14 protein-coding genes are annotated in these 17,932 nt (G+C 73.2%); 8 read left to right on the top strand and 6 right to left on the bottom strand.

Going from position 1 to position 17,932, the window contains the following annotated elements:
- Positions 1-118: 118 nt before the first annotated feature.
- From ACFO60_RS39265 to ACFO60_RS39255, 3 genes are all read left to right on the top strand, one after another.
- Positions 119-982 (top strand): hypothetical protein, encoded by an 864-nt coding sequence (locus ACFO60_RS39265; RefSeq protein WP_380852079.1) that lies wholly within the window; start codon positions 119-121, stop codon positions 980-982.
- Between the two features lie 190 nt (positions 983-1,172).
- Positions 1,173-1,277, top strand: coding sequence for a DUF397 domain-containing protein (locus ACFO60_RS39260; protein WP_380852076.1), 105 nt, complete (start codon positions 1,173-1,175; stop codon positions 1,275-1,277).
- Between the two features lie 161 nt (positions 1,278-1,438).
- Positions 1,439-2,215, top strand: coding sequence for an alpha/beta fold hydrolase (locus ACFO60_RS39255; protein ID WP_380852074.1), 777 nt, complete (start codon positions 1,439-1,441; stop codon positions 2,213-2,215).
- 138 nt (positions 2,216-2,353) lie between these two features.
- On the opposite strand, the gene ACFO60_RS39250 is transcribed toward ACFO60_RS39255, so the two are convergent.
- From ACFO60_RS39250 to ACFO60_RS39240, 3 genes are all read right to left on the bottom strand, one after another.
- Complete coding sequence (locus ACFO60_RS39250; protein WP_380852071.1) at positions 2,354-5,989, bottom strand: trypsin-like peptidase domain-containing protein; 3,636 nt, start codon at positions 5,987-5,989, stop codon at positions 2,354-2,356.
- Complete coding sequence (locus ACFO60_RS39245; protein WP_380852068.1) at positions 5,986-6,321, bottom strand: CU044_2847 family protein; 336 nt, start codon at positions 6,319-6,321, stop codon at positions 5,986-5,988. The genes ACFO60_RS39250 and ACFO60_RS39245 overlap by 4 nt, the downstream gene beginning before the upstream one ends.
- 193 nt (positions 6,322-6,514) lie before the next feature.
- Positions 6,515-7,993 carry a nitronate monooxygenase gene (locus tag ACFO60_RS39240; RefSeq protein ID WP_380852065.1) on the bottom strand — a complete coding sequence of 493 codons (1,479 nt, stop codon included), beginning with the start codon at positions 7,991-7,993 and terminating at the stop codon, positions 6,515-6,517.
- Positions 7,994-8,303: 310 nt separating this feature from the next.
- Between ACFO60_RS39240 and ACFO60_RS39235 the strand changes: the two genes are divergently transcribed.
- Together ACFO60_RS39235 and ACFO60_RS39230 are read left to right on the top strand one after the other, a co-directional pair.
- Positions 8,304-9,536: an acetyl-CoA hydrolase/transferase family protein gene (locus tag ACFO60_RS39235; RefSeq protein WP_380852062.1), complete on the top strand. Its 1,233-nt coding sequence runs from the start codon at positions 8,304-8,306 to the stop codon at positions 9,534-9,536.
- 254 nt (positions 9,537-9,790) lie between these two features.
- On the top strand, positions 9,791-10,798 hold the full coding sequence (locus ACFO60_RS39230; protein WP_380852059.1) for a sporulation protein: 1,008 nt from the start codon (positions 9,791-9,793) through the stop codon (positions 10,796-10,798).
- A 54-nt stretch (positions 10,799-10,852) separates the two neighbouring features.
- On the opposite strand, the gene ACFO60_RS39225 is transcribed toward ACFO60_RS39230, so the two are convergent.
- Positions 10,853-12,736, bottom strand: coding sequence for an ABC transporter ATP-binding protein (locus tag ACFO60_RS39225; protein WP_380852056.1), 1,884 nt, complete (start codon positions 12,734-12,736; stop codon positions 10,853-10,855).
- 261 nt (positions 12,737-12,997) lie between these two features.
- Between ACFO60_RS39225 and ACFO60_RS39220 the strand changes: the two genes are divergently transcribed.
- Positions 12,998-13,291, top strand: coding sequence for a CDGSH iron-sulfur domain-containing protein (locus ACFO60_RS39220; RefSeq protein ID WP_380852053.1), 294 nt, complete (start codon positions 12,998-13,000; stop codon positions 13,289-13,291).
- 67 nt (positions 13,292-13,358) lie between these two features.
- On the opposite strand, the gene ACFO60_RS39215 is transcribed toward ACFO60_RS39220, so the two are convergent.
- Positions 13,359-14,585 (bottom strand): iron-containing redox enzyme family protein, encoded by a 1,227-nt coding sequence (locus tag ACFO60_RS39215; protein WP_380852050.1) that lies wholly within the window; start codon positions 14,583-14,585, stop codon positions 13,359-13,361.
- Between the two features lie 354 nt (positions 14,586-14,939).
- Here ACFO60_RS39215 and ACFO60_RS39210 point away from each other — a divergent pair, with 354 nt between their 5' ends.
- Positions 14,940-15,080: a hypothetical protein gene (locus ACFO60_RS39210; RefSeq protein ID WP_380852047.1), complete on the top strand. Its 141-nt coding sequence runs from the start codon at positions 14,940-14,942 to the stop codon at positions 15,078-15,080.
- A 159-nt stretch (positions 15,081-15,239) separates the two neighbouring features.
- Here the strand turns inward: ACFO60_RS39210 and ACFO60_RS39205 are convergent, their stop codons facing one another.
- Positions 15,240-17,210, bottom strand: a complete 1,971-nt coding sequence (locus tag ACFO60_RS39205) for a DUF1996 domain-containing protein (RefSeq protein WP_380852044.1) — start codon at positions 17,208-17,210, stop codon at positions 15,240-15,242.
- Positions 17,211-17,440: 230 nt separating this feature from the next.
- On the opposite strand from ACFO60_RS39205, the gene ACFO60_RS39200 reads away from it, so the two are divergent.
- The gene (locus ACFO60_RS39200; protein WP_380852041.1) at positions 17,441-17,884 is read left to right on the top strand and encodes a hypothetical protein; all 444 of its coding nucleotides are present in this window, start codon (positions 17,441-17,443) and stop codon (positions 17,882-17,884) included.
- The last annotated feature ends 48 nt before the right edge of the window (positions 17,885-17,932 follow it).

The following is a 17,932-nucleotide window of genomic DNA, read 5'->3' as shown; positions in this document are numbered from 1 at the left end:
CCCTCCGGGGCGAGGGCCTTCGGCCGGCGCGGTCCGGGCGAAAGCCTCTGGGCGGGCGTCGCACCCGGGCGTCATCGTCAGCGCAGGGCCCGAACGCTTCCAGTGAGGGGTTCTCCCGATGGACGAGACGATCGTTTCCCGCACCCTGCCGCCGACCTCAAGACGGCCACCTACCCGGCCGGGTCCTCACTTCCGGACAGCCTGGTGGCTGACCGGCCTCATCGCCGTTCTCACCCTCGCCGCCGCGACGACCGGCCTGTGGAGGGACGACCTGTACCCCGGCCCCGCCGTCCTCGTCGCCAGGTTCCGCGGCAACGACCTGGCGACCCTGGCGGCGGGCGTGCCCCTGCTGCTCGCGGCGCTCGCCGGATCGGTACGGGGCTCCCCGCGCGCCGACCTCGTCTGGGTGGGCATGCTCGCCTACTCGGTCTACAACTACGCCTACTACATCTACGACCCCGTCTACATCGACCTGTTCCTGCTGCATGTCACCATCGTCGTGCTGTCGGCGACGGCACTGGTCCTGGCGCTGACGGAACTGGACGTCGCCCCCCACGCCCCGGCGGCGATGCGCTGGGTGAGCGGCCTGCTGATCCTGCCGGCCGTCTCGATGATCGGCATGTACGCCACCACGATCGTCCGCCAGGCCGTCACGGGCCAGGTGCCGGCGGACGTCCTGCCGTTGCCCCCGGCACAGGTCCACCTGGGCCAGGCCCTCGACCTGACCATGATCGCCCCGCCGCTGGTACTGGCCGGCTTGCTGCTGTGGCGACGCACCGCCTGGGGCTACGCGCTCGGCGTCGCGACCTGCGTCTACGTAGGTGCCTACCAGCTCAACTACCTGGCGGCCCGCTACTTCGTCGCGGAAGCGGGAGCCCCCGGAGTCGCACATTTCGACCCGCTCGACCTCGTCATTCCCGCCCTCCTCCTGCCCGCCGTACTCGTCCTCCTCCACCACCCCCGCCGCCGGCTCCATCGATGACCCCTCTCCACGGCCGTGCGCGGATCACCCCCAGCGTGGCCGGTCCGGACGAGACTGGGCGAGTTCGAACCTGAGGCCAGTGGTCTCACGCTCAAGGAGGCCGGCGGCTTCGTCCAGCGTGACGGCGGGACCGTGAGCCGAATCGAGGCCGGTATCTATCCCGCGAGAACTCCGGATGTGCTCGCGACGCGTGCGGCACAGCCGTCACCCCGACGGCCCGACGATCATCTATACCAGGGCCGAGTGGGACGCCTTCCTTGCCGGCGTCCGCGCCGACGAGTTCGACTTCCAGTAGAGGCGGCCCTAGTACGGCAGCCGCCAATTCCTAGCTGACCAGGACATTTGCTCGGTCGAGGCGGGTACGGCGGTGGAACCAGCGGGAACGTGCCTGGTGGCGGCGTTACTAGCTAGGATTTCGGTCTGCGACAACCCGACTGAGTACGGGCGGAGGCCGGGATGCAGGGCGAACGCCTGAACGACGGACTGTCCGTGGCGGCTACCGGGAACGGCGCACCCCTGGTCTTCCTGGCCGGCCTCGGTCCAGGTGCCGACCTGTCCCACGGGGTCCCGCGAACCATGGCCCGGTCGGCCCGCGCCGTCGCGCTCGGATCTGGCCGCACGGTCCATCTGATCAACCGTCCCATCGACATGCCTTCCGGCACAACCATTGCCCGATTGGCCGGATGGCACGCCGTCGCACTGCACGAGCGGTTCGGCAAACCGGTCGACGTCATGGGTAGCTCCGGTGGAGGCGTCATCGCGCTCCAACTCGCGATGGACCACCCCGAAGTTGTACACCGCCTGGTCATCTCCGTCGCCGCGAGCCGCGTCAGCGACCGCGGACGACATGACCTGCTACGGAGCGTCGAATTGGAACGCCGGGGGAAATCCGCCGCCTGGATGAGCAGCGGCCTGGTCGCACACGGACTCCTGCGCGTGGTCGTCGCGGCCATGTACGCGCTGGGCGCCGACCAACAGCGAGCCCCCGGTGAGGTCGCCCTCGTCGAAGCCATTCAAGAGTGGGATGTGACCGCACGGCTGGGCGAGATCACCGCACCCACGCTCGTCGTGGGCGGCACCCGGGATCCCCTCGTCCCACCCGCGCTCGTCGAAGCGACCGCACGCGGCATCCCGAACGCTCGGCTCCTCCTGCTCCGTGGCCGAGGCCACATGACAACGCTCTTCGACCCGCGCGCCACGCGGGCGACCACCGCCTTTCTCGACGGTAGGTGATCGTGCTGTTGACTACTCCAACCACGCGAGGAGGAATCGGCGGCTGCCGTACTAGGTAGAGCGGACCACCCCGGCGATCTTGGATTGCTTGGATGCCCGCGGTCCCCACCCGGGGCGCCCGCTGCGGCCGGACGTTGATCACATGCCGGCGATGACCCGCCTGATCTCGATCCTCTCGAAGTCGCCCAGCCCGGGCCGGTCGAGGTAGCTCTTCAGGTCGCGCACCAGGTCGGCGGCCTCGGCCGCCCCTCGTTCGGGGTCGAGGGACCTGATGGCCTTGACGGCCGCGGCGCGTTCCTCCGCGGTGAGCCGGCCGTCGGCCGCGATCAAGGCGAGCAGCCGCACGGCGCTCTCCTTGTCCGCCATGGCCATGGCCTTGGCCGCCAGGACGGCGGTGCCGCCGGAGGAGTACCGGGTGGCCAGGTCGGTCAGCACCCGCTTCGCTCGCTTGGCGTCCAGCGGCATGAGCGCCTGGGCGGCCCTGAGCCGGTGCCCGCCGCCGAGGGAACTCCCCTCGGCCAGCTCGGCGAGGAGCCTCGTCCCGGCGGCGCGGTCGACCTCGGCCAGCGCGGCGGCGGCCTCCACCCGCTGGCGGCCGGGGACCTCGGCGTCGCCGGCCAGGGCGGTCAGGACCGCGGCGCCCGCGGCGGGGTCGAGCTCCGCTGCGACGACGCCGAGCCTGCAGCGGTCCATGGCGCCGAGCTGTGAGTCCCCCGCGGCGGTGGCCAGCGCGGCGACGGCGCGTCCGGCGTCGGTGACCGCCAGCTCGCGCCCCGCCCGCTCCCGGTGCCCCGCCGCGAGACCGGAGTCGGCGACCAGCGATTCCAGCAGATCCTCCCCGGCACGGGTGTCGACCGCCCCGGCCAGGCGCGCGGCCTCCACGCGGACCTCGGGGTCGCCGCCGTCATCCTTCGCCAGGGCCCGGAGCACGACGAGACCACGAGCACCCTCCTGCCCGGCGAGCAGGCCCGCCGCCTTCAGCCGGGTCGCCTGCCCGGCCGCCGTGTCGCACGCGACGGCCTCCAGCGCGCGCACGGCCGTCGGCCCGTCCTCGCGGATGAGCTGCTCGGCGGCCGCGGCGCGCGTCCCGTCCCCCGCCTCGGCGTCCTCCGCGATGGCGCACAGGGCCGCGCACCCGCGGGGAAGGTCGACGTTGACCAGGAGCTGCGCGGCGCTCAGGCGGTGGGCCGGCTGAGCTGTCGCGTCCCGCGCGAGGAAGTCCAGCGTGTCCATGCCGTGCGCGGGGTGGTGCGTGAGCAGGTCACGGGCGGCGTCGAGCCGCCGGCCGCTGTCGCCGCCGGAGGTGCGGCCGATGCGCCGCAGGGCGTCCACACCTTGGTCGCGGTCGTGCTGCAACAGCGTGTGGGCCGCCATGAGGTCCTCGTACGCCAGCGTCTCGTCGTCGATCAGCGCCCCGAGCGCCCGTACGCCGCGTCCCTCGTCGAGCCCGAGCAGGGCCCGGGCGGCGTCCCAGCGATGGAACCCGTTGCGGCGCCTGTCGTCGGCGACGCGCTCCAGAGTCGAGACGCAGACGGCGACGTCCAGGTCTGCCAGCGAGCGGGCGACGTCCATCCAGCGCTCGCCCCCGGACGGCGGGGCCAGCAGCATGTCACGGAACGCGGCGACCGCCTTCCTGTGCACCTCCGGCGGCAGCCGCACACCCTGCCGGGCCAGCTCGGCGACGAACTCGGCGTTCGTCACGCGCCGTCCCCTGCGCAGCAGCCGGGCCAGGGGGGCTTTCAAACCGGCCGGTTCGCGCGCCCAGATGGCGGCGAGGAAGAGCTTGACCTCGGCGTCCGGCCAGGGCCACCGGTCCTGGGGGGCCAGCAGCAGCCCTGCGCGCCCGAACCGGCGCGGCCGCGGGTGCCTGCCGGCCAGGAAGCGGGCGGTGAGGTACTCCTGGATGGTGTGGTGGATGAAGACGAACTCCCCGGTCCTGCGCTGCACGACCAGCCCGCTCTGCCGCAGGGCCTCCGCCACGACGGCCTCCCAGCGCTCCGCGCTCATGCCCGGTGGCGGGGCGAGGACGGCGGCGGTCGGCGGGTCGGGCGCGGCCACCGTGTACTGACGGCGGTGCGCCAGCTCCGACAGCACCGGCAGCAGGTTGTCCAGCAGCCGTTCCACCGCGCGCTCGGCGTCATGCCCGTACGGACGCGCCTGCTCGCGCAGCTGCGCGCGGATGTCCACGGCCTCCATGGCCTTCGCGAGCAGGCGCTGGACGAATCTGTCGTACAGCTCGGCGCGGCTGAGGGGCAGCCGGCGGCCGGGGTCGGCGGCGAACACGACGCAGAGCATGGTGGCCAGCAGAGGGATGTGGGCGAGCTGGCGGATGCCTCCGCGCTCCAGCTGCTCGACGAACCGCGTCGAGGTCTCCTTGGGACGGGGCAGGCCGAGTGCCTCGAACCACCCGGTGGCGAAGGTGCCGAGCTGCTCGTCGGTGAACGGCTCGATGACGAACGACGGGCTGTCGTCGGTGACCAGCCGGTTGAGGGAGTGCGCGGGCAGCGGACGGCTGGCGACCACGAAGCGCATGTGCGCCGAGCCGCGGCGCAGCCGCGCTATGCGGCCGAGCGTGGTGTCGCGGTCCTCCCGGTGGCTGACCTCGTCCGCGCCGTCCACCAGCACGAGCCAGCGCACGCCCGGCAGAGGCTCCTCGGCGAACAGCTCGGCCAGGCCGCCGTGGGCGAGGCCGATGCCCAGCAGGTCCGTCACGCCGGCGGCGAGCGCCTCGGGCAGCGACCTGCGCCTGACCAGCGCGGAGATGTGCACCAGGATGGGCACGAAGTCGGCCTCGCGTCCCTCCAGCCAGCCGGTGGCCGCGACGTCGGTGATGTGACGCAGCAGGCTCGACTTGCCGGCGCCGGGCCCGCCGATGATCTGGGCGCCGCAGTACAGCCGCACGATGTCGTCGGCCTGGACGGCCTCGTGCCCGACGGTCGTCGTGCCCTCCTCGGGGCGTTCCTCGGGCACGCGCGAGGCCGGCTGGCGCAGGTACACCTTGTGCAGAGGCGGGGCGTTCACACCGGTCAGCGAGTAGGGATGCTCCCTCGCGGCGTCGCGCGCGCCCTCCAGGTAGGCGCGCAGCGGCCCGCTGAGATGGCGGCGGCCCGCGGCGCGCAACTGGTCGGCGGAGAGCAGGTCGAACCACGCGCGGTTGGCGGTGTTGGACCGCTGCGCCCCGCCCACCTCGGGGAAGGCCGCGAGGATGGCGGCGGCGGGGACGAGCCGGACGACCGGCGTGTCGCCCTCGACCAGCTCGTCCAGGCGGACCACCCCGCAGACCGACCCGGTCCGCCAGTTGAGGACCGGGGCTCCGCTGTGCCCGGGGCTCGCCCTGCCGCCGGCCACCCGCAGCAGGCGGGTGGCGCCGGCGCGGACCGAGACCCCCTCGCAGAAGGCGCGCACCGGCTCGCCGCCGCGGTAGCGCCCGCTCGGGTACCCGTAGATCCACAGCTCGTCGCCCGGCTCGGCGGCCTCGCTCAGCGAGACGAAGGGATGCTCCAGGTCGGGCGGCGTGCGCAACAGCGCCAGGTCCGGGCCTCCGCGGACGGCGGCCCGCACCCGGCCTGGGACGACCTCCAGGTCCAGGGAGAGCTCTCCCCACACCGCCTCCACGAACGCCGGAGGCGGCCGGTCGGCGGGCGCGACCACATGCGCGCAGGTGACGACGAGCCCAGGGGCGGCGAAGAAGCCGGTCCCCTCCCGGCCCCGGTGGCCGAGGGCGAGGGTGGACTCGCAGAATGCCGATCGCAGGCGGGAACGGTCGGCCGTCATTCCTGCGACTTGTCCCATTCCATGGTGACCTTCAGCGAAGAGGTGGCGCTGCCTTTGCCGATGACGGCGACGACCTTCCCGGTCTCGACGGCGATCTCGCACCCGAACTCGACGGCGTACCTGGTGGCGCCGCTCTCGGCCAGGGCGGACCGCAACCGCCCGGCGAAGGCGCCGAGCGCGCCGGTCACGTCGTCGACGGCGCCGGTGATGGCGCGCATCGCCCCGTCCCCGCCCGACAGCTCGCGCTCGTCGTCGTAGAGCGCGGCGCCCAGTTCCCTGGCCTCGACGTACAGCACTCCGTCGCCAGGGGTTTCCAGGCGCACCAATCTCATCTCGACACCTCGGGGTATCCGGCCAGTGGGGGCTACTGACAAAACGGCACCATAAGGATAAGCATGATTTATACGAAGCGGCAGTGATTCACCACCCAAAGTCACCGGCCGCCGGGACGAGTGCCCTCAACGACATCCGCCTGCCGTGGCGGAACGCCAGGGCACGACGCAGAGCGCGCGCCCAGGTCGTGGCCTATTCGCCGCAGGGCGACGCCGTCCCAAGGACGGCGCCGCCCGGGCTGAGGACGCGGGCGACGACGTCGGCGGCCGAGTAGTCCTCCGGCAGTCCCCGCAAGAAGTCCAGGTCCTGCCCGAGCGTGAGCAGCGGGGGCTCCTGGTAGCCGTCCGAGCGGCGCTGCCCGAGGCCGGCGGCGGCCACCAGCCCGTTGCACAGGCAGCGGCGGCCCTCGGTGTCCTCGGCGGGCCTGCCCTTGCGCACGTGCTGGTCGACCGGCTCGGCCGGGCAGCGGTAGCCGATGGCGCCGTCCGGCCTGCGGTAGGGCGTGCGCAGGTGGCCGAGGTCGCACAAGCGCGGACGCGCGGCGTGGACGTCCTCGTCGGACAGGGTGCCGGGCACCTCGGCGATCTTGAAGGGGAAGCCGGCGGGCGAGGCGGCCGGGTCGTTGCGCACCGCGAGCTCCCCCGCTCGGGCGTTCTCCAGCAGGCGCCGCCTGAGGGCGCCGTCCAGCCCCGACTCCCGGCACAGCGCGAAGGCGGAGCCGACCTGGACGCCGGTGGCGCCCGCCTCCAGCGCCCGGGCCAGGCCGCCGGGCGTCCCGTGCCCGCCGGCCAGCCAGAACGGCAGCCCGAGCGCCGCCACCTTGGCGAGGTCGACCTCGTCACGCGGGCCGTAGACGGGTTCGCCGGTGTCGCCGAGGCGCAGCCTGCCGCGCGGCGGCGCGCTGTGCCCGCCGGCCAGCGGCGACTCCAGCACGAACCCCTCCGGCCGGGTGTGCGGCGACCGCGCGAGGTAGGCCGCAAGGACGTGGGAGGAGACGATGGCGAGCAGCCGGGGCCGCCGCAGCGGCGCGGGGGCGTGGCCGAGCAGCTCCACGGGGTCGACGCCGGCGGTGTGGCGTTCGTCGGCGTCGGCCTCCTCGGCCACCGTGACCGAGATCTCCGCCGGGCGGTGGCCGGCGAGCGCGTCCAGCAGCCCTGGGATCTCCGAGGGGATGCCCGCGCCCATCAGCACGTAGTCGACGCTCGCGAGCATCGCCCCGTACACGGCGGCGGGCGTGGCCATCTGGATCTTCTCCAGGTAGTTGACCCCCACCTGCCCGTCGTGTCCCTCCTTGGCCAGGAACACCTCGGCGTAGTTGGCGACCGCCGTCAGCTCGGCGCGCGCGGCGTTCGGGCGCAGCCCCAGCCTGGGCACGGGCCGGTAGGGGACGCCGGGGGCGAGGCCTCCGGGGACGAAGTAGCGGGCCAGGATCCGCTCGGCGATCTCCGGGGACGGGAAGCACGCCAGGGCGCGGCGCAGGTGGCCGCCCGGGTCGCCGCGCTGCAGCCGCCTGGCCAGCACGACGTCCAGCGCCGTCCCCGACACCACGCCGAGTTGCCCGGTGAGGGCGACGGCCCGCGCGAGCGGCCAGCCGGAGACCGCGACCCCCATCCCGCCCTGGATCAGCACGGGCGGCGGGGACACGGGCGCGCCGGCGCCCGGCCGTGGCATGGCGATCTCATCGCAGGTCCTCAAGGCACTACCTCCCGGATGGCGGGGCGCCGCAGGCCCGCCGGCGGCTCGTTGCACCTGTGATTCAAGTGACCGCCGTTCCCGGCCTCCAGTGACCAAGGTCCCCGGCGACCGGGCCTTAAGGCGTCGCGGCGTGGCATCGGGCGTCACCCAACTCACAAAAGGGACGAACGACCTCCAGGCCCAAGCACCTGGTCCCTGTCGGGCCGATCCCGGGCGCTGCGACCCTCGACACGTAGGACAACCCCCTGAATCGGCACCCCACTATTCGCATTGGAATGATGGTCGAATGCGCGTGCTCCCCGAGTCCCGGCTCACCTCTGTGCTGTCCGGCCTTCCCGGCACCCCGCGTGTGGTGGCCGGCGGCAACTTCTCCACGCCTTGGCGCGTCCTTTCCGTGCTGGACGCGGCGATCCCCGAGTACCGGCTCTTCATGCTGAACGCCCAGCCCGGCGTCGCCGACCGCGAAGGCGTGATCCTTGAGTCGCCGTTCGTCGGGCCGGGCATGCGCGGCCGGCCCAACCTGCGGTACTTCCCCTCGCGGCTGTCCCGCGTGCCGTACTTGCTGGCCCAGGCGCTGCCGCCGGACATCGTGGTGGTGCACACCACCCTGCCGGTGGACGGCACGGTGTCGCTCGGCACCGAGGTCAACATCCTTCCCGCCGCCATCGAGCAGGTCAGGGCGCGCGGCGGGGTGGTCGTGGCCCAGATGAACCGGCGCATGCCCTACACCTACGGTGACGCGGTGCTGGCCCTGGACGAGATCGACTACGCGATCGAGGTGGACGAGCCGCTCTCCTCGCCCACGCCGCGCCCGGCGAGCCCGGTCTCCCGGGTCATCGGCGAGCGGGTGGCCGCTCTGGTCCCCCAGGCCGCCACGCTGCAGCTCGGCATCGGCCAGGTGCCGGACGCGGTGCTGGCCGCTCTGCTGTCGCGCCGCGACCTCACGGTCTGGTCGGAGATGTTCAGCGACGGCGTGCTCGCCCTGGAGAAGGCCGGCGCGCTGGACGCCCGGGTCCCGATCACCGCGTCGTTCGTCTTCGGCAGCGCCGAGCTGTACGACTGGATCGACCGCAACGACCGGGTGCGCCTGCTGCGCACGGAGAAGACCAACGACCCCGCCCTGATCTCCAGGCAGAACGCCCTGACGTCGGTGAACGGCGCACTGCAGATCGACCTGTACGCGCAGGCCAACGCGGCCCGGGTGCGCGGTCTCATCTACTCGGGCTTCGGCGGGCAGACCGACTTCATCGTCGGGGCGCTGCACTCCCCCGGCGGGCGGGCGATCATCGCGCTGCCGTCCTGGCACCCCAAGGCGGACGTGTCGACCGTGGTGCCCCGGCTGGCGGGGCCGGTCACCTCCTTCCAGCACAGCTTCATCGTCAGCGAGCAGGGCGTCGCGACCATCTGGGGCAACGACGCCGCCGACCAGGCCCAGCAGCTGCTGGACAACGTGGCCCACCCCGACGCGCGGGACGAACTGCGCGAGGCCGGCCGCCGCCTAGGGTTCCCGCTGCGCTGACCGGGCCCTTCCGGTCGCCGCCGCGCCGGCCGAGCCGGTTCCGGTCGCCGCCGCGCTGATCGGGCCGTGCCGGTTCCGGTCGCCGCCGCGCTGATCGGGCCGTGCCGGTCGCCTCCGCGCCTGTTCCGGTCGCCGCGCGCCGGCCGCGCCGTTCTGGTCGCCTCCGCGCCGGTGCTCGCGGGCGGGAACCGCGGGCGGCGGGCCGATCGTTTCCCGTGCGGTCACGTCACACTGGCACGGCGAGAGAGGAAACCGTGGTCTTCAAACGGATGCTGGGAGCCCTGGGAGTCGGGGGGCCTTCGGTCGACACGGTGCTGTCCACCACACGGGTGCGGCCGGGCGGCACCCTGGCCGGCGAGGTGCGCGTCAAGGGGGGCGACTTCCCCTCCGACATCGAGTACGTCTCCCTGGCACTGGTCGCCCGCGTGGAGATCGAGTCCGGGGACGACGAGCACTCCCGCACGGCGGAGTTCTTCGGCGCGAAGGTCTCCGGCCCCTTCCACCTGCGTGAGGGTGAGCTCCACACCATCCCCTTCCAGATGCCCGTCCCCTGGGAGACGCCGGTCACCGAGATCAACGGCGCGCGCCCGCACGGCGCGTTCGTCGGGGTGCGCACCGAGCTGTCGGTGGCCAAGGCCGTCGACAAGGGCGATCTGGACCCGATCTCGGTCGTCCCGCTGGCCTCGCAGGAAGCGGTGCTTCGCGCCTTCTCAGCGCTCGGGTTCCACCTCAAGAGCGCCGACCTGGAGGCCGGGCGGCTGCACGGCGTGCACCAGCGGCTGCCGTTCTTCCAGGAGATCGAGTTCCACCCGCCCGCGCGCTGGGCGGGCCGGGTCAACGAGGTCGAGCTGACCTTCGTGGCCGGCGCGCACGAGCTCGTGGTGGTGCTGGAGGCCGACAAGCGCGCCCGCCTGTTCCAGCCGGGCCACGACGCCATAGGCCGGTTCCAGGTCACCCACGAGCAGGCGGCGCGCATCGACTGGGCCGCCGAGGTCGGGCGCTGGCTGGACGGCGTGGCCGGCCGCGGCCATGGGGGCCACCACTCGGCCGGTCAGGGCCCCTTCGGCCACCGCGGCGACCACTACGGCCATGGCGGCGGGCACTACGGGCACGACGGCCACCACGACGGGCCAGGCTGGGGCGCGGTGGCCGCGGCGGGAGCCGCCGGCCTCATCGGCGGCATGGTGGCGGCCGAGGCGATCGATGAGATCGGCGACTTCTTCGAGGGCGACGGCGGCGAGGACGGCGGCGGCGACTGGTGAGCGCCGCGCGGGGCGCCCGCCGGGGCGCCCCGGCGGGCGTGCGCCGCGTGCCGGTCAGCCCACCGGTTCCGCGGCGCCGCGCTCGTCGAACTGCGTGCGGTACAGCTCTTCGTAACGGCCTCCTGCGGCGAGCAGTTCGTCGTGGGTGCCGCGTTCGGCGACCCGCCCGTCCTCGATCACGAGAATGAGGTCGGCGGCCCTGATGGTGGACAGCCGGTGGGCGATGACCACGGCCGTCCGCCCGGCCAGCGCCTCCCCCAGCGCCTCCTGCACCGCCGCCTCCGAGGTGGAGTCCAGGTGCGCGGTGGCCTCGTCCAGGATCACCACACGGGGCCGGGCGAGCAGCAGGCGGGCGATGGTCAGCCGCTGGCGCTCACCGCCGGACAGCCGGTAGCCGCGCTCCCCCACGATGGTCTCCAGCCCGTCGGGAAGCCCGGCGACCAGTTCGTCCAGCCTGGCACGGCGCAGCACCTCCCACAGTTCCTCCTCTGAGGCCGTGGGCCGGGCCAGCAGCAGGTTCGCCCGCACGGACTCGTGGAACAGGTGCCCGTCCTGGGTGACCATGCCGAGCGTCTCGCGGATCGACTCGGCCGTCAGGTCGCGCACGTCCACCCCTGAGAGCCGCACGGAGCCCTCGTCGACGTCGTAGAGCCGGGTGAGGAGCTGCGCGATCGTCGACTTGCCCGCCCCCGAGGAGCCCACCAGCGCCACCATGCGGCCGGGCTCCGCGCGGAACGACACATCGTGCAGCACCTCGACGCCGCCCCGGGTGTCCAGGGCGGCGACCTCCTCCAGCGACGCGAGAGACACCTTGTCGGCGGACGGGTAGGCGAACCGGACTCCGGAGAGCTCCACCGACACCGGCCCGTCCGGCACGGTGCGCGCGCCGGGCCTGTCGGCGATCAGCGGCTGGAGGTCGAGCACCTCGAAGACCCGCTCGAAGCTGACCAGCGCGCTCATCACCTCGACGCGGGCGCTGGCGAGGGCGGTGAGCGGCGCGTACAGGCGGGTGAGCAGCAGCGCGAGGGCGACGACGTTGCCGGGCTCCAGCTCGCCGCGCAGCGAGTAGAAGCCGCCGAGGCCGTAGACCACGGCCAGCGCGAGCGCGGAGACCAGGGTCAGCGCGGTGACGAACACCGACTGCACCATGGCCGTGCGCACGCCGATGTCGCGGACGCGGCGCGCCCGCGCGGCGAACTCGGCCGACTCGTTGGCGGGCCTGCCGAACAGCTTGATCAGCGTCGCGCCGGGCGCGGAGAAGCGCTCGGTCATCTGGGTGCTCATCTGCGAGTTGTGGTTGGCCGCCTCACGCTCGAGGCGCGCCAGGCGCGAGCCCATGCGCCGGGCGGGGTACACGAACAGCGGCAGCAGCACCAGCGCCATCAGGGTGATCTGCCAGGAGAGGCCGATCATGACGACGAGGGTGAGGACGAGGGTCACCAGGTTGCTCACCACGCCGGACAGCGTGTTGCTGAAGGCCCGCTGGGCGCCGATGACGTCGTTGTTCAGCCGGCTGACCAGGGCGCCGGTGCGGGTGCGGGTGAAGAAGGCGACGGGCATGCGCTGCACGTGGTCGAAGACCGCCGTGCGCAGGTCGAGGATCAGGCCCTCGCCGATGTTCGCCGACAGCCAGCGCGTCACCAGGCCGAGCCCGGCGTCCAGCAGCGCGATGACGGCGATGAGCGCGGCCATCGTCACCACGCTCTCCACGGGCGCCCGGTGCACGATCGCGTCGACGACCCGCCCCGCCAGCACGGGCGAGGCGACGGCGAGGACCGCCGAGGCCACGCTGAGCAGCAGGAATAACGCCAGAATGCGGCGGTGCGGCCGGGCGAAGCGGCCGATGCGCCGCAGCGTGGCCCTGGAGAACGGCCGCCGGTCCTGTTCGGCGTGCATCGCGTTGTACAGCGAGTGCCACGCCGTGACTTCCATGTCCATCGGTTACCCCCGTGTCATGTGCGCGACGAGTCGCGTGAGCCCACCGGGCGTTTCCGTTCATGGTCCATCGGCCGGTGACACCCGTGAGCCTAAAACCTCAACTTAAGTTCACGTCAAGTCATTTAGCGTCCGGCCGGCCCGGCGGACGGCTCCACCCGGGGTGGACGGCTCCAACCTGGGCGGACTGCTCCAACCTGGGGGACGGCCCCGTGCCGGCGGGGGCGCGGGTTTCCGCGCCCGGCGGCCGGGCATGGTCGGATCGTGCGGGATAAATCCGACGAATCGGGCATGGCGCGCTCCGGAGCGGGCCGTCCGTACGAGCACGACCTTCCCTCCGCGACGGCCGAGCCGGTCACGGTGACCGCCTGCGAGGACGGACCGTTGCTGGTGCGCGGCCCCTTCACGCTGCTCGCCCAGGACGGCACGCCCATCGACCCGGGACGGGCCACCGTGGCGCTGTGCCGCTGCGGCCTCTCGGCGGTCAAGCCGTTCTGCGACGGGTCGCACAAGACGGCGGGCTTCCGGACCGGGACCGAGCCTCAGCGCCCGTGCTGAGCGGGCGGCCGCGCGGACGGCCGGCCGGAGCGGGACCATCGCGGGGGCGGCACGCGGTCCACATCCTTCACCCGGCTTCCCCGCGAAGGCCCTCGTCCCGCAGCGAGGTGACGCCGGCCTCCCAGCGCCCGAGCAGGTGGAGGGCGAAAAGCCGGTCGAGCGTCTGGCAGCAGGCGGCTCCGAACAGGACGTCCGCGGCGAGGGCGGGGTGCGTGGCGGCGAACGCGCCGCACATGTCGTGCACGGCGATCTGCTCGTGGACGGCGTCCGCCTGCACGTGCTCGTCGTAGAAGCGGACCGTGGCCGCGTCCGCGCCGAGACGCCGGAGACCGCGGGCGTACTTGGCGTTGGGCTGGGAGGAGTTCATCTCGGTGGCCGCCAGGTGGCCGAGCAGCGCGCCCCGGCGCCGGCGGTGCAGCCCGAACAGCGACATCGTGTTGCCGGCCGCCAGGGTGATCGCCGGGACGAGGCCGAGGTAGTGCCCGTAGGCGTCGGACAGGCCGAGGCCGCGCATGACGGCACGGTACAACTCGGCGTGCATGCGCTCGCGGCGCCCGCCGCCGTACTCGTCGGCCTGGATCTCGACCAGTGCGGCCTTGGCCATGCCCCGCAGGCGCGGGACGGCCCAGGTGTGCGGGTCGGCCTCCTTCAGGTGGTAGATCGACCGGTGGACGACGAACTCGCGGAACTGCTCCTGCCCGGCGTCGTGCTGGAGGAAGCTCGCGAGCGAGGGGCGCCTGCCGTCCTCCTGCTCGGCCGGGCCGGCCGAGGCCTCCGGGCCGTCCGAGGCCTCCAGGCTGTCCGAGGCCTCCGGGCCGTCCGCGCCGGCCAGCCGGATCAGCGCCGCGGGCACCTGCGACGCCGGCACCGGAGCCGGGCGGCGCACGGTCTGCGACAGGCCCTCCTCCAGCCGCCGTTCCAGCCGCTCGCGCAGGCTCAGCAGCGGCGGGTGCCATTCCCACCGCTCGTCCACGCCGTCGAAGCCCTGGTAGTGCAGCTCGTAGCAGACGTGCAGGGCGATCTGGAGGTCCTCGTCGTACAAGGCAGGCTCCCCGGAGTCGACGGCGACCTCCTCCAGGTCGTGCGGCGCGCGGGTCAGCCGCCCGAACAGGAAGGCGCTCAGCGGCCCGCGGGCCTCGGGCAGTGCCGGCGGCGCCTGCGCGGCCGCGTCGTCCTCGGCCGGCCCGCCGTCCTCGCGTGGCTCAGCGGGCTCGCGTGGTTCGGCGGGCTCGCGTGGTTCGGTGGGCTTCGCCGCGTTCAGGGATGTGCGCTCGGCGTGGTTCAAAGGCTGCATGGCCGCGTGGGCTCCTCATTGCGATGTGCCGGTTTCGCGCGGCCCCGCCGGCGGGCGGCGGCGGGCCGCTGTTCGGCACGTGCCCGCGTTCGCGCAGGTTATGCGGCTCATCGGCCAGGACGGCGGCGGTTCGCGCGGCGTGTCGCGGCGTCGTGGCCGGGAGGCGTCCGGCTTTGCCCGAACCCATGCTGCGGATTTGCCTCTACTCGGGCGAACTGTCCGAGATGTCATGGTTAGGTGGAAGCTGTACCGCGCCGTACTGGCGTATCCCGGGAACCCATCGCGACGCTCCGCAGGCCGAGGGCAAGCAAATTCCCTCAGGGTCACAGAAGAATCTGGTTCGGAGTGATTCTCATGCTCAGACGACTCATCGCCACCGGTGTCCTGCTGACGGTAGCCCTGCTCGCGGCGGCGGCTCCCGGCCTGACCCGGGGCGGCGACTACGACGACGATGACGACTGGGACGACGACTACGACGACGACTGGGACTACTAGCCCCCGGCGTCGCCGGCCCGCGGACCGCGCTCGCGGTCCGGGCGGGGCCCGCCGGAGCGGACGGGCCTCATGACGAGGGCGCCGCTACGCGAGAGGATTCTCACGTAGCGGCGCCCTTTCACGTGCGCGCGGACCCGCCGGGAGGCGAGAGCACCCGGGTCAGCAGCGCCTGCCGGCGTTGATGCAGTCGACCGCTCGCTTCATCAGCGCATCCGACATCACGTTGATGAAGTCGCCGTGGTCGGTGATCGGCTTGTGCAGCTGCTCGGGGAAGCTGTCGACGGCGAAGCCGGGACCGGGCGGCACGTTGTAGGTGATGCGCTGCTCAAGGGCCGGGATGGCCTTGAACCCGTTGGGGCACGTCCCGTCGGCCGCGGCGAAGGCGACGTGGGTGCGGTGGTTGGCGCTGTCGATGTTGCTGCCGTCCCAGCAGCTCTGGAACTTGAAGGTCCGCACCACCTGGCTGCCGCGCGGGCAGATCGGGTACTTGTCCTTGAGCTGCCGGTTCTCGAACCCGGTGCACGACCAGCTCGCGTTGGCGTTCGTCGGGCCGTTGGTGAACGACTTGGCGTCGCCGGTGATGATGCGCAGGAAGACCGGCATCGCGACGACCTTGCTGGTCGGGTTGCCGCGGAAGGTGATCGAGACCGACGCCGGGCGGACGATGCGCCCGACGTTGCCGTCGAGGCCGCCGCCGGCCTTGTCCGCGTCGTTGCCCCTCTGGTTCTGCAGGCGCACCACCGGCCAGTAGTGGGTCGACTTGTCGCCGTTGGAACAGGTGGTGCCGGCCGCCTGCAGGCTCTCGTTGGTCGAGAAGCCGCTGGTGTCCAGGTTGCCCACGTAGTCGTGCACGTGGTGCGCGCCGTTGGTCACGCCGGGCGCGACGATGACGTTGTCGGAGTTGAAGTGGCCGTTCCCGTTGGTGCCGCAGCGGGAGGAGAACGTGCCCCTGGAGGCGTCCGCCCCGTCCGCCGGCCGGTTCACGTTCGGCTGCACGCGCCGGATGTCGACGAAGTCGTCGGGTGAGGGACCGGTCGCTCCGCCGGTCGGCGAGGCGCTGGGCGAGGCCGAGCCGCTCGGGCTCGCCGAGGGGTCGGCGCCGCCGCTCGGCGACGGGGACGCCGAGGGGTCACCGGTAGGGGACGCCGACGGGTCGGGCGCCGGCGTCTGCCCGCCGCCCGCGCCGTTCTGCACGGTGCAGGCGGCCAGTCCCTGCAGGCCGCCGGCCTGCGCGCCCGCGCGTCGTAGCGCGTTGGCGATGCGGTTGATGACGATCGAGCGGGCGGCCCTCAGCGGGTTCAGCACCGCGCCGCGCACCACGTTGCCGTTGCCGGCACGGGAGCCGAGGCGGGCGAGGATCTGGTTCGCCTGGGCGATCTGCCGGTCGAGAAGGGCCAGGTTCCGATCGACCTCGCGCCGCGCGGAGGACGGCACCTGAGGCAGCTTGCCGGACACCGACGGGCAGTTGACCGTGCGCGCGGCCGAGCCGCGGCCGCGGGCGCTCTGCGAGGCGCTCGGGTCGGCGGAGGGCTCGGCGGAGGGCTCGGCGGAGGCGGACGGGTCCGCGGCGTCCTGGTCCTGGCCGGTCGGCTGGTCCGACGCGGAGGGGTCGGCGGAGGGCTCGGGGGTCGCGGCGGCCTGGCCACCGCTCGCGGCGCCGGTGCGCACGGCGCAGGCGGCCAGGTCCTCAAGTCCCTCGGGGCGCTCGGCGACCCGGCCGATGGCCCCGGCGATGCGCTCGACCGTGGCGAAGCGCTTTGACTTCAGCGGACCGAGGATGCTGTTCTGCACGAAATTCCGGCCACCCTGTCCCTCGGTGGCGGCCAGCCGCTGGTTCGCCTCGGCGATCTGCGAGTCGAGCAGCTGGAGGTTGCGCCTCACCTCGGCCGCCGCCGCGGCGGGGACGTCGGGAAGCTGATCCGCGACCGACGGGCAGTTCACCGTCGGGGCCGCGGTCGTGCCGGCGAGGCGTGAGGCGGCGCTTACGGCGCTGGCCGACAGCGGCGCGTCCCGGCCCGGCGCCTGCCCAGCCGGGGACAGGCTCGCAACGACGAGGCCGACCCCCGCCCCACCCAGGGCAAGGAAACTCAGGACGGGCCTGAACCGCCGTCTGTGCTGAAATCCGATCACCAGAACTCCTCCCGGAGTACGTGCTCATGGCGGCATTGGTTGGTGCCCCATCGGCACGAGGTACGCGGCGCGGCGCGGCGCGGTTCGACGTTCGGCAAGAAACTTTCGCGAATGTCGCGAGCGGGCTCGCGCGGGATGAAGCGGGATGAAGAGGGGGTGAACCGAACGGCCGCGCGCCGCGTACCCGGTGACGGTGACTTTCGCACGGCACAGTGAATGGGAGATCTGCCATGGGACGCCCAAGCCTCGGCACACAGGTGACGACGCGCGCGACCGCCTTCGCCGGGTGCGTTCTCGCGCTCGGGCTGGCCACGGGATGCGGCGGCGGCGCGACCTCCGACAATTCGGCCCCGGCCGCGGCGGCCGCGCCGGCGGCCGCCGCGGGCCCGCCGGCCACCCTCAAGCAGCTCGCCACCAAGACCGGCTGCAAGAAGCCGCAGGTCCAGACCGACGCGGAGGAACTGCGTCAGGGGGTGTGCAAGACCGACAAGGGCCAGTACACCGTGACGACCTTCGCCACCGACAAGGGCAAGAACGACTGGCTGGAGGAGGCCAAGAAGTGGGGCGGCAACTACCTGGTGGGCACCCGGTGGGTGATCGCGGGCAACGACCCGGGCGTCCTGCAGTCCTTCAGCGAGAAGGTGGGCGGGAACATCGAGACGGCCGCGCCGTGACGGCCGGGCCGGCGGGCGCGCGCGGCGGCGGGCGGCGCGCGCGGTGGG

The organism is Sphaerisporangium dianthi (genome assembly GCF_042654065.1).
In the GTDB taxonomy this organism is placed as follows: Bacteria; Actinomycetota; Actinomycetes; order Streptosporangiales; family Streptosporangiaceae; genus Sphaerisporangium; species Sphaerisporangium dianthi.
This window is presented reverse-complemented; position numbering and strand designations above follow the sequence as displayed.